Here is a 13,473-nt window from a genome sequence, read left to right on the forward strand (position 1 = left end):
CGCTGTCTACGGCGTTTTTCGCTTGCGCAGCGGGTTGTTCGCTTCTTGCGCTCGACGCCGGCTGTGGTAGCGACAGATGATCGGCCTCAGGGGGAAAATTTTCATTCCTGAAGTAAGCGCCGCGATTGATCTCAACCGCGCGGCGTTTGACAACGCAATTTTCATGGAGAAGCCACCTATGCGTTCCAAGATTCTCGTTACATCGCTGATGGTCGTTGCGCTTGCATCTGCAGCGGCCGCTCCCGCTTGTTTTGCCGCGGATGCGACTTCCAGCGCGCCAGACGATGCCGCGTCCCAGGCGGATTTCCAGCAATGGCTGGCGACGTTCCGCCGCGATGCCAGTGCCCAGGGCATCGACCAAAGCACGCTCGATCTCGCTTTCCGCGGCGTCACGCCCGATCCTTCCGTGCAAAAGTTGGACTCGGAACAACCGGAATTCATCACCCCCATCTGGGAGTATCTGGCCAAGCGCCTGAGCGCGGAGAACATCCAGCAAGGCCAGCAACTGCTGCGCAGCGAACCGGCACTGCCCGAGGTGAAGCGGGTTTATGGGGTCGATCCCAGGATCGTGGCGGCCATCTGGTGTGCCGAAAGCGACTACGGGAAGTTTATCGGCAGCCGCGATGTGATCCGGTCGTTGGCCACGCTCGCCTACGAAGGGCGGCGCATGCGCTACGGCACCACCCAGCTGCTGGCCGCACTGCGCATCCTGCAGAACAACGACGTTGCGCGCGGGCAGTTGGTCGGTTCGTGGGCGGGCGCGATGGGGCAGACCCAACTCATTCCGACCAACTATCTGGAGTATGCCGTCGATGCCGATCACGACCATGTGCGCGACGTGTGGACCTCCCGCGCCGATGCGCTGGCATCCACGGCCAATTACCTGCAGCGCAGCGGCTGGAATGCGCACACGCCCTGGGGTCAGGAAGTGCAGATACCCGCGAGTTTCGATTACGCGCAGGCGGACCTGTCGATCAAGAAGTCCGTTGCCCAATGGCGACAGCTCGGCGTGGCGGGAGCCACGCGCGCGATCCCGGACGCGCTCGCACAGGAGCAGGCCTCCATCCTGTTGCCGGCCGGTTATCGCGGGCCGGCCTTTCTGATCCTGGATAATTTCCGCAGCATCCTGCGCTACAACAACGCCGTCGCCTATGCGCTCGGGATCAGCCTGTTGGCCGACAGTTATGCGGGCGGGAACGGCGTGTCGCACCCGTGGCCGACCGACGATCCGCCCCTGGATAGCATGGCGGAGATCATTGAGTTGCAGAAGCGGCTGACCGCCAAGGGTTATACGCTAGGCAATGCCGACGGCGTGATTGGGCCGATGACACGCGCCGCCATCCGCGCCTACCAGAAAGACCAAGGTCTGCCGCAGGACGGTTACGCCAGCGTCTGCCTGCTGGAACGCTTGCGTCGCTAAGCACTTGCGTCGCTAAGCACGGCCGCGCAGCGCTTCATGCGCTGCGGCGGCGCGCACCGAGTCATCCCTTCGCATTGGGCTCGCGTCGAACGCGTACCCGCTGCGACAGCCTCTTCAACCAAAGGAAATGCTCATGTTGCGATTGAACGGGTTAAGCGTGTTATTACGGACGCTGGCGGCAACCGGCGCTTTGCTGACAACGGCATCGGCGTCGGCCGCCTGCGCCGACATGCTCGGGCTGTCGCTGCCGTCCACCACGATCAGCAGCGCTACCGACGTGCCCGCCGGTAGCTTCACCGCGCCGGACGGCACCGTGCTCGACGGACTGCCGGCGTTCTGTCGCGTCGTCGGCGTGTCGCGGCCGGCCAGCGATTCGGAAATCGGGTTCGAGGTGTGGATTCCGTCCGCGGGCTGGAACCAGAACTACCTGCAGGTCGGTACGGTCGTTTTCGCCGGCAACATTCAATACCGGTCGCTGGGTTTCGCCTTGCGCCGCGGCTATGCGACCGCCACCACCGACGGCGGCCACCGGGCGTCGATCGGCGATGCCAGCTTTGCGCTCGGCCACCCGCAGAAGATCGTCGACTGGGGCTATCGGGCGCTGGGCACGACGATCTCCAATGGCAAGGCGCTGGTCTCCGCCTATACGCATCGCGCGCCGCGCTATTCCTACTTTTTCGGCGCCTCCAATGGTGGCCGCGATGCGCTGATGGCGGCGCAGCGCTTTCCGGGCGCCTTCGATGGCATCATCGCCGATGCGCCGTCCAGCGCCTGGATCCATAACGCGTTTTCCTGGCTGTGGTCGGAGGACGCCCAGTTCGGCAGTCCGGCGGCGACCATCTCGGCGGCCAAGCTGCCGGCCATCCAGGCCGCCGCGCTCGCCCAATGCGATGCGAAGGACCACACGGCCGACGGCGTGGTCAACGACCCGCGCCGGTGCCGCTTCGATCCTCGCGTGCTGTTGTGCAGCGGTGCCGAGAGCGACGCTTGTCTCACTGCGACGCAGCTGCAGACGCTCGCCGCCCTCCTTACCGGCCCGATCAACCCGCGCACCGGCGAACGCATCTACTACGGTTTCGAGCCGTTCGCGGTCGCCACGCCGGGGACATGGGACCAGTGGGTCACCGGCAACGCCGCGGTTCCCGGTGGCGGCCATGCGCTGTTCGCCAACCAGTTCTTCGCCAACATGGTGTTCGATACCGGCAGCGCCGGGTTCGACCATACCCAGGTCAACTTCGATACCGATGTCGTCCGTGCCGAAGCCAAGCCGGTCATGGGCGAGCCGCTGTTCAGCGTCATCGACGCCATCTCGGTGGATCTGAGCGGATTTCGCGCGCGCAGCGGCAAGATGATCCTGTATATCGGCTGGGAAGATCCGGTGGTTCCGCCGCGAGGCGCGATCAGCTATTACGAATCGGTCGTGGCCAGGCAATGGCTGGACAACCCGCAGATCACCAGATCCGAGGATGCGCTTGCGCAGACCCAGCAGTTCTTCCGCCTGTTCATGGTGCCCGGCATGGGCCACTTCACCGGCGGACCCGGCACATCGGCCTTCGGCGCGCTGTATGGGCCGCCCGCATTGGCCATCGATCGCCAGCACGACGTGTTGTCGGCGATGGTGGCGTGGGTCGAGCAAGGCATCGCGCCGGAGCGCATCGTCGCGGCAAAATACGTCAATGACGACCCGGCCAAGGGCGTGGCCCGCACCCGGCCGCTCTGCCACTATCCGCAATCGGCGCTATGGATCGGCCAGGGCAGCGCCGACGATGCGCAGAACTTCATCTGTGTGGACAGTCCGCGCGGTGCCTATCTCGACGGTGCGGCGCCTGCGCGCGCGCCGTTGCCAGGCGCGGCGCAAGGCCGATAAGCCGGGCGCTCGCACGCGTGGGCTTGCGGCCGTTCGCCCGGCACAACAGGCGATAGGCGGCGCCGCCTGGCTGGCGCCGCCCTGGCCGCACGGAAGGCGGCGCAGACGCGCCGCGGGCACCGGCCTGGCACGCGGCCAGCGCTGCGGCCTGCTTCGGTGGACGCGCTTGACCAGCTCCGTTGCCATGGTCTGAGCTGGCGGTCGTGCCGTCGCCGTTGCCGTGAATGCGTCTGCGATCCAGCCGAGCAGCCAGTGGCACAGGCGTCAGCTGTCGGTGCGTTGCGGCGGAGACAGTGCAGCCGCCGCCGTGTCTTGCACCATCCTCGCTTTGCACGATCCTCCGCACGCAGGGCAGGCGCCGCTGGCGTTGCCGGTCGCCACGCAAGCGCGCGCGGTCGCCGCGGCGGGCGCTATCCGCGCCGGGTCCGGGAAAGGACGCCGCCGCGCGCCATCTGGTAACGTTCGCCACCGGCAGGTGCCGATGCGCATGCGCCACTTCCCTCGGTCGGGCGGTGGTGGCGGCCCCGGCTCCGGCCCACTGCCGCCGGGCAAACCCGCGCTTCGCTCGCCAAGGCGCGTGGGTCCCGCTCGCGCTGCCGGCACGACTCCGCGCAAGGCGAGGGCGAAACGGCGGCGGTGGCGCGCATTCTTCCCGTCATGGATCAACGATGAACTTCATTTCCACCCGTCATGCCGCCCCCGCCGCCACGCTCAGCCAGGCCATCGCCGCCGGCCTGGCGCCCGACGGCGGGCTTTACGTTCCCGAGCGCATGCCGCCAGCGCGCGCACTGCGGGCCGGCGCCACTCTGGCTGCAACCGCAGCGGACCTGTTGGCGCCGTTCTTCGACGGCGACGCGCTCGCCGCCGAGTTGCCGGCGATCTGCGCCGAGGCCTTCGACTTCGCCGCGCCGCTGCAACCGCTGGCCACGCCCGGCGACCACGCGCTGGAGCTGTTCCATGGGCCGACCGCCGCGTTCAAGGATTTCGGCGCGCGCTTCCTCGCCGCCTGCCTGACGCGGCTGCGCCGCGATGCCGCCACGCCGCTGACCATCCTGGTCGCCACCTCGGGCGATACCGGTGCGGCGGTGGCGGCGGCCTTCCATCGCCAGCCCGGCCTGCGCGTGGTGGTGCTGTATCCGGACGGGCGCGTGTCGCCGCGCCAGGCGCATCAGCTGGGCTGCTTCGGCGACAACATCCAGGCGCTGCGCGTGGCCGGCTCGTTCGACGACTGCCAGGCGCTGGTCAAGCAGGCCTTGCGCGATGTCGAACTGCAGGCGCAGGCGCCGCTGAGTTCGGCCAACAGCATCAGCCTGGGCCGGCTGCTGCCGCAGATGAGCTATTACGCGCACAGCGCACTGGTGCATTACGCCGCGCATGCGCAGGCGCTGAACCTGGTGGTACCGACCGGAAACCTCGGCAATGCGCTGGCGGCGATTCTGGCGCGCGGGCTGGGCGTGCCGCTGGGCCGCATCGTGCTGGCGACCAATGCCAACCACGTGCTGCCGGACTATTTTGCCGGCGCCGACTACGCGCCGCAGCCCAGCGTGGCCACCGTGGCCAATGCCATGGACGTCGGCGCGCCGAGCAATTTCGAGCGCCTGCGCTGGCTGTACCACGGCGACGATGCCGCGCTGCGCGCGCAGTTCCAGTCCTATTCGGTGGACGATGCGCAGATCCGCCAGCTGATCGGCGAGCGCTTCCGCCGCTACGGCGAGGTGCATTGCCCGCATACCGCCACCGCATTGCATGTGCTGCAGCAGATCCGCGCCGAGGGCGCCGAGGCCGATGCCGGCGATTGGGCGGTGGCGGCGACCGCGCATCCGGCCAAGTTCGAGGCGGTGGTGGAGCCGCTGATCGGGCAGCCGGTGCCGGTACCGCCGGCGTTGGCCGCCTTGTTGCAGCGGCCGGCGCACGCCGAGCCGATCGCGCCGGACTACGCGGCGCTGCGCGCGCGCCTGTTGGCCGGCTGAGGCTGGCCGCCGCCATTGACGGGGCAGCGGCGCTGCCGCTGCCCGGGGTGCCGCGTTGCCGCCTGCACTGGCCAGGCATGGCGGCGCGCAAGCTCAGGCGCGCAGGCTCACGCCCGGTCCTGATCCTGCGGCTGCATCCGCTGCCAGGCGGCCTGCACCACGCTGCGCACCTGCAGCCAGTCCAGGCGCGAGCGCGGGTGATCGCGCAGGAACACGTCGCGCAGCAGCGGCACCACGTCCTCGAAGCGCTGGCCGTGGTACTTCAGGTAGGCGTCGTAGGCGAGCTTCAGCGCCGGCTCGTAGTCGGTGAAGGCATGGCCGGGCTGATGGAACGGAGCCTGGGTGAAATGCGCCTTCCAGTAGTCCAGTTCCCTTTCGCGATCCAGCATCACGCAGGCGCGCGTGTCATGCAGCATATCGATGGCGACGAGCATGGTTGCCTCCCGTATGGTTCCCCCCACCGGCACCGCGGCGACGCCGCAGGTGTGTTGCGGTCGCAAGTCTATGCCTGGACGCGGTGCAGGGTGCGGCCGCGGCCTGAAGCATTCATTGAATACGCCGGCGGGCGTCGCCGGCGCGTCGGCCCGTCGCCGGCTCGGCAGCGCGGTTGTCCACAGCGCATGTGGAGCGTTGCCGTGGAAACGTGTGGATAAGTCGCTGCGGGCGCGGTGGTGCAAGGCCTAGCCAGGGGCTGGCGAAAAAATCGCCGGCGTGCATCGGCTCACTCTTCGACGGACGCCAGCCGGTGCAAGGCGGCGAAGTCGCGGATCTCGACCACGTGCAGCTGCGGCAGCGCGATCAAGCCTTGCTGGCGCAGCTTGGTGAAGCTGCGGCTGACCGTTTCCATGGTCAGGCCGAGATGGTCGGCGATGTCGCCGCGGCCCATCATCAAGGTCACCGTGTTGCCGGGATCGCCTCGGCTGGCGGTGCGCGCCGCCAGCTTGAGCAGGAAGTCGGCAAGCTTTTCCAGCGGCTGCAGGCGCGCCAGCGCCAGCGCCGCATCCTGGGCCGCGTCCAGTTCCAGGCAGGCGCGCTGCAACAGCTTGCGCTCCAGCTGCGGGTATTGGGTGCGCAGCAACCGCATCTGCGCCACCGAGACCCGGCACACGCGGCTGTCGGCGATCGCTTCGAGGTCGTTGCGGTATTTCGCCGATTCGCTCAGGCCCACGTAGTCGCCCGGCAGCACGAAGCCGACCACCTGGCGGCGGCCGTCGGCCAGGCTGCGGACCAGGCGCAGTGCGCCGGAGGTGACGGTATAGACCGACTGCCGCGCCTCGCCGCTGCGGACCACGGTGGCGCCGGCGGCGTAGGCCAGCGAGGTGGTCACCCGTTCCAGCGCCTGCACCTCGTCGCAGGCCAGCGCCGAACAGATCGCCAGGTGGCGCACGGCGCAATGCAGGCACTCGTGCGCGTTCGGATCGCGGGCCACGGCCGCTTCGACATAGGGCATGGCGAAGCCTGGGACGGTCCGGTGCATGCGCTTGACGGGCGGAGTTGGCACCCCGGGATGATACGCCGATACGATCGCCGGCATCCCAGTACGGCTAGAATTGGCGTCTGTTTGCCCCCAAGACGCAGGAGTTTTGCACGTGATCAAGCCCCGTACGCCGCCCGGCATCATGGAATTGCTGCCGCGCGAGCAGATCGCGTTCCAGCGCATGCTGGACGTCATCCGCCGCAATTACGAGCGGTTCGGGTTCCTGCCGGTGGAGACGCCGGTGTTCGAACTGTCCGACGTGCTGCTGACCAAGTCCGGCGGGGAGACCGAGCGCCAGGTGTATTTCGTGCAGTCCACCGGCGCGCTGGCCAATGCCGAGGCCAGCGGCGAGGGCGGGTTGCCGGAACTTGCGTTGCGTTTCGACCTGACCGTGCCGCTGGCGCGCTACGTGGCCGAACACGAGCACGAGCTGAGCTTTCCGTTCCGCCGCTACCAGATGCAGCGCGTGTACCGCGGCGAACGCGCCCAGCGCGGCCGTTTCCGCGAGTTCTACCAGTGCGACATCGACGTGATCGGCAAGGACGCGCTGAGCATCCGCTACGACGCCGAAGTGCTGGCGGTGATCCACGCGGTGTTCGCCGAACTGGGCATCGGCGCGTTCGCGGTGCAGTTGAACAACCGTAAGCTGATGCGCGGTTTCTTCGAGAGCCTGGGCGTGGCCGAGGGCGAGCGCCAGCTGGCGGTGCTGCGCGAGGTCGACAAGCTCGACAAGCGCGGTGCCGACTACGTGCGCGAGACGCTGGCCGGGGAGGGTTTCGATATCCCGGCCGAGCAGGTCGAGCGGATCCTGGCCTTTGTCGCGGTGCGCTCCAGCGGCCACGACGACGCGTTGGCGCGGCTGGATGCGCTGGCCGCGGCGGCCGCATCGAGCGCCACGCTGGGCGAGGGCGTGGCCGAGCTGCGCGAGGTGCTGGCCCTGGTCAAGGCGCTGGGCGTGCCCGAAACCGCTTACTGCCTGAATTTCTCCATCGCCCGCGGCCTGGACTACTACACCGGCACCGTCTACGAGACCCTGCTGACCGACTACCCGCAGATCGGCTCGATCTGCTCGGGCGGGCGTTACGAGGACCTGGCCAGCCACTACAGCAAGTCCAGGCTGCCGGGCGTGGGCATTTCCATCGGCCTGACCCGCTTGTTCTGGCAGCTGCGCGAGGCCGGGCTGATCGACGGCATCGCCTCCAGCAGCGTGCAGGCGATGGTCGCGCTGATGGACGAGGCCAAGCTGGACGACGCGCTGGACATCGCCCGGCGCCTGCGCGTCGGCGGGATCAATACCGAAGTGCAGATGGAGCCGAAGAAGGTCGGCAAGCAGTTCCAGTACGCCGCGCGGGCCGGCATCCGCTTCGTGGTGCTGGCCGGCGACGACGAGCTGGCGCGCGGCGTGGTCGCGGTCAAGGACCTGGTGCGCGAGCAGCAGTTCGAGGTCGCCCGCGACGAGCTGGCCAGCGCCCTGCTGGTCGAGCTGGAGCAGTCCAAGGTCATGCCCTGAGCTGGCTTGCCGGGCCTGGCGTGGCGCAACCTGGAGGGCGCGCCGCATGTCCCTTGTGGGAGCGACTTCAGTCGCGACGCGGATGGCCCTGGGCCTGTCGCCACCGAAGCTGCTCACGCAAGGGTGAGCGCAACGCGCGTTCGTCACCTGCAACCAGGTGTTCCCGTAGGGGCGGCCGGAGCTGTGCCTGCACCCTTGGGCCTGCGCGATCGTGTGAGTGCCTGTCGCGGCTGAAGCCGCTCCTACAGAAGCGCATGAAAGCGCACGCGCACCCCGCTCCCTGTAGGAGCGGCTTCAGCCGCGACAGATCGCATGGCGCCCTCGTGTCCATCGGCGATCGAACATATCCTAATAACGCTCGCGTGCGCCGCGGCTTGACCCGATCTGTCCAATCGCGCTAATGTACTAACACGCTATTACATTATCGCAATGAAACAACGACCTTCCACGCAACCCGATCGCGACAGCGACCCCTCGTTCAAGGCGCTGTCGCGCGCCCTGGCCCAGCTGAGCAAGCCGCAGGAGGTCGCCGCGTTCCTGCGGGACCTGTGCACGCCGGCCGAGCTGGAGGCGATGTCCGACCGCTGGCGGGTGGTGCCGCTGCTGCTCAAGGGCGTGCCGTACCGCGAAATCCACGAGCTGACCCAGGTCAGCGTGACCACCATCGGCCGCGTCGCGCGGACCCTGGAATACGGCGCCGGCGGCTATGCCACGGCGCTGCGCCGGCAAGCGGCGCGCCCCTCCGATTCCCATTGAGATGTCCTGATGAGTGCTTCCCTGGCAGCGCCGGCGCGTGACCGGCTGCGTATCGCGATCCAGAAGAGCGGCCGCCTGGCCGAGCCGGCGCGCGCGGTGCTGGCCGCCTGCGGGCTGAGCTGGCGCGAAAGCCGCGACAAATTGTTCTGCTACGGCGAATCGCTGCCGGTGGATCTGTTGCTGGTGCGCGACGACGACATCCCCGGGCTGATCGCCGACGGCGTCTGCGACTTCGGCATCGTCGGCCGCAACGAGCTGGAAGAGCAGGCCGGCGAACGCCGCCGCAACGGCCTGCCCGAGGCCTACCGCGCGCTGCGCGGGCTGAACTTCGGCCAATGCCGGCTGATGCTGGCGGTGCCCGACAACTGGGAATGGACCGGCGCGGAACAATTGCAGGGCAAGCGCATCGCCACCAGTTACCCGGCGGTGCTGGCCGACTGGCTGCAAGCGCGCGGCCTCGACGCGCAGGTGGTGGAGCTGTCCGGCTCGGTGGAGATCGCACCGCGCCTGGGCACCGCCGACCTGATCTGCGACCTGGTGTCCAGCGGCGCGACCCTGGCCGCCAACCAGCTCAAGCCGGTGGAGACATTGCTGGAAAGCGAGGCGGTACTGGCCGGGCCGGTGCGCGAGCCGGGCGACGCCCGTGCCGGGCTGGCGGCGATGCTGCTGCGCCGGCTCGACGGCGTGCTCAAGCTGCGCGACAGCAAGTTGCTGATGTTCCGCGCCGCGCGCGACCACGTCGCCGAACTGACCCGGTTGCTGCCCGATGCCGACCCGCTGGTGCAACTGCCCGGCGACGGCGACGGCCCGCTGCAATTGCAGACCATGTGCCATGGCGCGATCACCTGGCAGCGCATGGAGGAACTGGAGCGCGCCGGCGCGCAGGGGCTGATGGTGTTGACCGTGGAGCGCTCGCTGGCATGAACCGACTGGACTGGAATTCGCTCGACGCGCCGGCGCGCACGCAGGCCTTGACCCGGCCGGCGCAGACCGTCGCCGCGCAGACCCGCGCCGCGGTGGCGCAGTTGTTGGACGAGGTGCGCAGCCGCGGCGACGCCGCGCTGCGCGAGATCACCGCGCGTTTCGATGGCGTGGTGCTGCAGCGCTTCGAAGTCGGCGCCGACGAGTTCGCCGCGGCAGAAGCGGCGGTGCCGGCGGTGTTGCGCGAGGCGATGGCGCAGGCCGCGGCGCGGATCGAGACCTTCCACCGCGCCGGCATGGCGCGACCGTATGCGGTGGAAACCGCGCCGGGCGTGGTCTGCGAGCGGGTGGTGCGGCCGATCGGCCGGGTCGGCCTGTACGTGCCGGCCGGCAGCGCGCCGCTGCCGTCCACCGCGCTGATGCTGTGCGTGCCGGCGGCGCTGGCCGGCTGCCGCGAGGTGGTGCTGTGCACGCCGCCGCGCGCCGATGGCTCGGCCGATCCGGCGGTGCTGGTCGCCGCCAAGCTGACCGGCGTGGATCGCGTCTTCAAGCTCGGCGGCGCGCAGGCGATCGCGGCGATGGGCTTCGGGACCGCCTCGGTGCCGTCCTGCGACAAGCTGTTCGGGCCGGGCAATGGCTATGTGACCGAGGCCAAGCAGCAGCTGGCGCAGGCCGGCGTGGCCGCGATCGACATGCCGGCTGGGCCGTCCGAGGTGCTGGTGATCGCCGACGTCGGCGCCGATGCCGCCTTCGTCGCCGCCGACCTGCTGTCGCAGGCCGAGCATGGCCCGGATTCGCAGGTGTTGCTGCTGTCCGACAGCGCCGAGCTGATCGATGCGGTCGAGGACGAGATCGAGCGCCAGCTGGCGACGCTGCCGCGTGCGGCGATCGCGCGCCAGGCGCTGGCTGCGTCGCGGCTGATCCAGGTCGGCACGCTCGAGGATGCGTTCGCGATCAGCAACCGTTACGCGCCCGAGCACCTGATCCTGGCGCTGCGCGAGCCGCGCGCCTGGCTGGAGCGGGTCGAGGCCGCGGGTTCGGTGTTCCTCGGCGATTTCACCCCGGAAGCGCTGGGTGACTATTGCAGCGGCACCAACCACGTGCTGCCGACCAATGGCGCGGCGCGCGCCTACAGCGGAGTCAGCGTCGCCAGTTTCCAGAACTTCGTCAGCGTGCAGAGCGCCAGCCGCGCCGGCATCGCCGCGATCGGCGCCTGCGCGGTGACCATGGCCCGCGCCGAGGGCCTGGACGCGCATGCCAATGCGGTGGCGCTGCGGATGGAGAAGGCGGCATGAGCGCGGCGGACGCGACGCCGATACCGGGTTCGATGCTGGCGCTGGTGCGCCACGACCTGCGCGACTTCGCCGGCTATTCTTCGGCGCGCAGCAGCGTGCTGCACGGCGATGTCTGGCTCAACGCCAACGAATCGGCCTGGGCCAATCCCGCCGACCGCGACGCCGGCAACCGCCGCTATCCGGATCCGCAGCCGCCGGCGTTGCGTGCGGCGCTGGCGTCGCTGTACGCCTGCGCACCGGACCAGGTGCTGCTCGGCCGCGGCAGCGACGAGGCCATCGATCTGCTACTGCGCGCGCTGTGCGAGCCGGGCCGCGACGCGATCGTGATCACCCCGCCGGTGTTCGGCATGTATGCGGTGTGCGCGCGGCTGCAGAACGCGCGCATCGTCGAAGTGCCGTTGCGCGAAGACGCGGCCGGCCTGGTCACCGACATCGATGCAGTGGTGGAGGCGGCGCTGAGCCAGATGGCCAAGCTGGTGTTCCTGTGCTCGCCCGGCAATCCCAGCGGCGCCGCACTCCCGCTTGCGCAGATCGAACGCGCCGCCGAGCGCCTGCATGGGCGCGCCTTGCTGGTGGTCGACGAGGCCTATGGCGAATTCTCCGACGTGCCCTCGGCGAGCACGCTGCTGGCGCGCCACGCCAACCTGGCGGTGCTGCGCACGCTGTCCAAGGCGCATGCGCTGGCCGCGGCGCGGATCGGCTGCGTGATCGCCGATCCGGCACTGATCGCGGTGCTGCGCCGCTGCCAGGCGCCATACCCGATTCCGGCGCCGTGCACGCAGCTGGCGCTGGCCGCACTGCAGCCCGCGCCGTTGCGCCAGACCGCGCTGCGCGTGGCCGAGATCCGCGGCGAGCGCGAGCGCATGGCTGCCGCGCTGGCCGCGCTGCCTGGCGTGCGCCGGGTGTATCCCTCGCAGGGCAACTTCCTGCTGCTGCGCTTCGACGATGCCGAAGGCGCATTCCGCGCGCTGCTGGCCGCCGGCTTGGTGGTGCGCGACCAGCGCGCCGCGCCGACCCTGGGCGATGCGCTGCGCATCACCCTCGGCACCCCGGAACAGAACCAGCGCGTGCTCGGCGCGCTGCAGGCGGGGAGGGCGGCGGCATGAGCCCGATCCTGTTCGTCGACCGCGACGGCACCCTGATCGAGGAGCCGGCCGATTTCCAGATCGACGCCTACGAGAAGCTGCGTTTCGTGCAGGGCGTGATCCCGGCGATGTTGAAATTGCGCGATGCCGGCTACCAGTTCGTCATCGTCACCAACCAGGACGGGCTGGGCAGCGAAGCCTTTCCGCAGGCCGCGTTCGACGGCCCCAACGACCTGATGCTGCAGATCTTCGCCAGCCAGGGCATCGCCTTCCGCGAGGTACTGATCGACTGCAGCTGGCCGGCCGACAACGCACCCACGCGCAAGCCCGGCATCGGCCTGATGCTGCCGTACCTGCAGGACCGCAGCATCGACTGGGCGCGCTCGGCGATGGTCGGCGACCGCCTCACCGACGTCCAGTTCGCCGAGAATCTGCGCATCCGCGGCTTCCAGCTGAAGACCGAACAGTTCGGCGGCGACTGGGACTGGGCCGGCATCGCCCACGAACTGGCCGATGCGCCGCGCCGCGCCAGGGTGCAGCGCGACACCAAGGAGACCCGGATCGCGGTCGAGATCGACCTGGACCTGGCGCGCGATCCGCATTGCGCCACCGGGCTGCCGTTCTTCGACCACATGCTCGAGCAGATCGGCAAGCACGGCGGCTTCGCCCTGGACGTGCGCGCCGAGGGCGACCTGCATATCGACGAACACCACACCATCGAGGACACCGGCCTGGCACTGGGCCAGGCCTTGCGCCAGGCGCTGGGTGACAAGCGCGGCATCGGCCGCTACGGCTTCGATCCGCCGGACAGCCCGTGGCTGGCGGCCGGCGGCCACGCGCGCCTCGGCTTCACCCTGCCGATGGACGAGACCCTGGCCAGCGCCGCGCTGGATTTCAGCGGCCGCCCGTATTTCGTGTTCGAAGGCGAGTTCAAGCGCGAGCGCGTCGGCGACCTGCCGACCGAACTGGTGCCGCATTTCTTCCGCTCGCTGTGCGACGCTTCGGGCCTGAACCTGCATCTGCGCGTGCACGGCGACAACGACCACCACAAGGTCGAGGCCTGCTTCAAGGCATTGGCGCGCGCCTTGCGCCAGGCGCTGCGCCGCGAGGGCGCCGCGCTGCCTTCGACCAAGGGCGTGCTGTGATGCGCGGCGCCCGCGCATGGAGGCTGC

At 69.4% G+C, this 13,473-nt stretch carries 11 protein-coding genes; 9 read left to right on the top strand and 2 right to left on the bottom strand.

Annotated elements, in window-relative coordinates:
- The first annotated feature begins 178 nt into the window (after positions 1–178).
- The 3 genes from KHF85_RS09260 to thrC all read left to right on the top strand — a co-directional run bounded on the left by KHF85_RS09260 (position 179) and on the right by thrC (position 5,257).
- Positions 179–1,420 carry a lytic murein transglycosylase gene (locus KHF85_RS09260; RefSeq protein WP_284569514.1) on the top strand — a complete coding sequence of 414 codons (1,242 nt, stop codon included), beginning with the start codon at positions 179–181 and terminating at the stop codon, positions 1,418–1,420.
- Between the two features lie 229 nt (positions 1,421–1,649).
- Entirely contained in the window at positions 1,650–3,287 is a 1,638-nt protein-coding gene (locus tag KHF85_RS09265) for a tannase/feruloyl esterase family alpha/beta hydrolase (RefSeq protein ID WP_284569515.1), read from the top strand.
- A gap of 668 nt (positions 3,288–3,955) precedes the next feature.
- On the top strand, positions 3,956–5,257 hold the full coding sequence (gene thrC, locus KHF85_RS09270; RefSeq protein WP_284569335.1) for a threonine synthase: 1,302 nt from the start codon (positions 3,956–3,958) through the stop codon (positions 5,255–5,257).
- Positions 5,258–5,364: 107 nt separating this feature from the next.
- Here the strand turns inward: thrC and KHF85_RS09275 are convergent, their stop codons facing one another.
- Positions 5,365–5,691, bottom strand: coding sequence for a hypothetical protein (locus tag KHF85_RS09275; RefSeq protein WP_284569336.1), 327 nt, complete (start codon positions 5,689–5,691; stop codon positions 5,365–5,367).
- A 287-nt stretch (positions 5,692–5,978) separates the two neighbouring features.
- Entirely contained in the window at positions 5,979–6,734 is a 756-nt protein-coding gene (locus KHF85_RS09280; RefSeq protein WP_409976682.1) for a Crp/Fnr family transcriptional regulator, read from the bottom strand.
- A gap of 112 nt (positions 6,735–6,846) precedes the next feature.
- On the opposite strand from KHF85_RS09280, the gene hisS reads away from it, so the two are divergent.
- The 6 genes from hisS to hisB all read left to right on the top strand — a co-directional run bounded on the left by hisS (position 6,847) and on the right by hisB (position 13,446).
- Complete coding sequence (gene hisS / locus KHF85_RS09285) at positions 6,847–8,244, top strand: histidine--tRNA ligase (protein ID WP_284569338.1); 1,398 nt, start codon at positions 6,847–6,849, stop codon at positions 8,242–8,244.
- A 429-nt stretch (positions 8,245–8,673) separates the two neighbouring features.
- Positions 8,674–9,000: a YerC/YecD family TrpR-related protein gene (locus tag KHF85_RS09290; protein ID WP_284569339.1), complete on the top strand. Its 327-nt coding sequence runs from the start codon at positions 8,674–8,676 to the stop codon at positions 8,998–9,000.
- A gap of 9 nt (positions 9,001–9,009) precedes the next feature.
- Positions 9,010–9,924 carry an ATP phosphoribosyltransferase gene (hisG, locus tag KHF85_RS09295; protein WP_284569340.1) on the top strand — a complete coding sequence of 305 codons (915 nt, stop codon included), beginning with the start codon at positions 9,010–9,012 and terminating at the stop codon, positions 9,922–9,924.
- Complete coding sequence (hisD, locus tag KHF85_RS09300; RefSeq protein WP_284569341.1) at positions 9,921–11,216, top strand: histidinol dehydrogenase; 1,296 nt, start codon at positions 9,921–9,923, stop codon at positions 11,214–11,216. The genes hisG and hisD overlap by 4 nt, the downstream gene beginning before the upstream one ends.
- Positions 11,213–12,322 (top strand): histidinol-phosphate transaminase, encoded by a 1,110-nt coding sequence (gene hisC, locus KHF85_RS09305; protein ID WP_284569342.1) that lies wholly within the window; start codon positions 11,213–11,215, stop codon positions 12,320–12,322. Before hisD ends, hisC begins: the two co-directional genes overlap by 4 nt.
- The gene (gene hisB, locus KHF85_RS09310) at positions 12,319–13,446 is read left to right on the top strand and encodes a bifunctional histidinol-phosphatase/imidazoleglycerol-phosphate dehydratase HisB (RefSeq protein ID WP_284569343.1); all 1,128 of its coding nucleotides are present in this window, start codon (positions 12,319–12,321) and stop codon (positions 13,444–13,446) included. Before hisC ends, hisB begins: the two co-directional genes overlap by 4 nt.
- Positions 13,447–13,473 lie beyond the last annotated feature (27 nt).

Origin of the sequence: Xanthomonas graminis pv. graminis (assembly GCF_030168915.1) — a bacterium.
Taxonomy (GTDB): domain Bacteria; phylum Pseudomonadota; class Gammaproteobacteria; order Xanthomonadales; family Xanthomonadaceae; genus Xanthomonas_A; species Xanthomonas_A translucens.

Excerpts from the sequence above, each read along its gene's own strand:
- KHF85_RS09260 (WP_284569514.1), top strand. The coding sequence starts at position 179 with ATGCGTTCCAAGATTCTCGTTACATCGCTGATGGTCGTTGCGCTTGCA.
- KHF85_RS09265 (WP_284569515.1), top strand. The coding sequence starts at position 1,650 with ATGCTCGGGCTGTCGCTGCCGTCCACCACGATCAGCAGCGCTACCGAC.
- thrC (WP_284569335.1), top strand. The coding sequence starts at position 3,956 with ATGAACTTCATTTCCACCCGTCATGCCGCCCCCGCCGCCACGCTCAGC.
- KHF85_RS09275 (WP_284569336.1), bottom strand. The coding sequence starts at position 5,691 with ATGCTCGTCGCCATCGATATGCTGCATGACACGCGCGCCTGCGTGATG.
- KHF85_RS09280 (WP_409976682.1), bottom strand. The coding sequence starts at position 6,734 with ATGCACCGGACCGTCCCAGGCTTCGCCATGCCCTATGTCGAAGCGGCC.
- KHF85_RS09290 (WP_284569339.1), top strand. The coding sequence starts at position 8,674 with ATGAAACAACGACCTTCCACGCAACCCGATCGCGACAGCGACCCCTCG.
- hisG (WP_284569340.1), top strand. The coding sequence starts at position 9,010 with ATGAGTGCTTCCCTGGCAGCGCCGGCGCGTGACCGGCTGCGTATCGCG.
- hisD (WP_284569341.1), top strand. The coding sequence starts at position 9,921 with ATGAACCGACTGGACTGGAATTCGCTCGACGCGCCGGCGCGCACGCAG.
- hisC (WP_284569342.1), top strand. The coding sequence starts at position 11,213 with ATGAGCGCGGCGGACGCGACGCCGATACCGGGTTCGATGCTGGCGCTG.
- hisB (WP_284569343.1), top strand. The coding sequence starts at position 12,319 with ATGAGCCCGATCCTGTTCGTCGACCGCGACGGCACCCTGATCGAGGAG.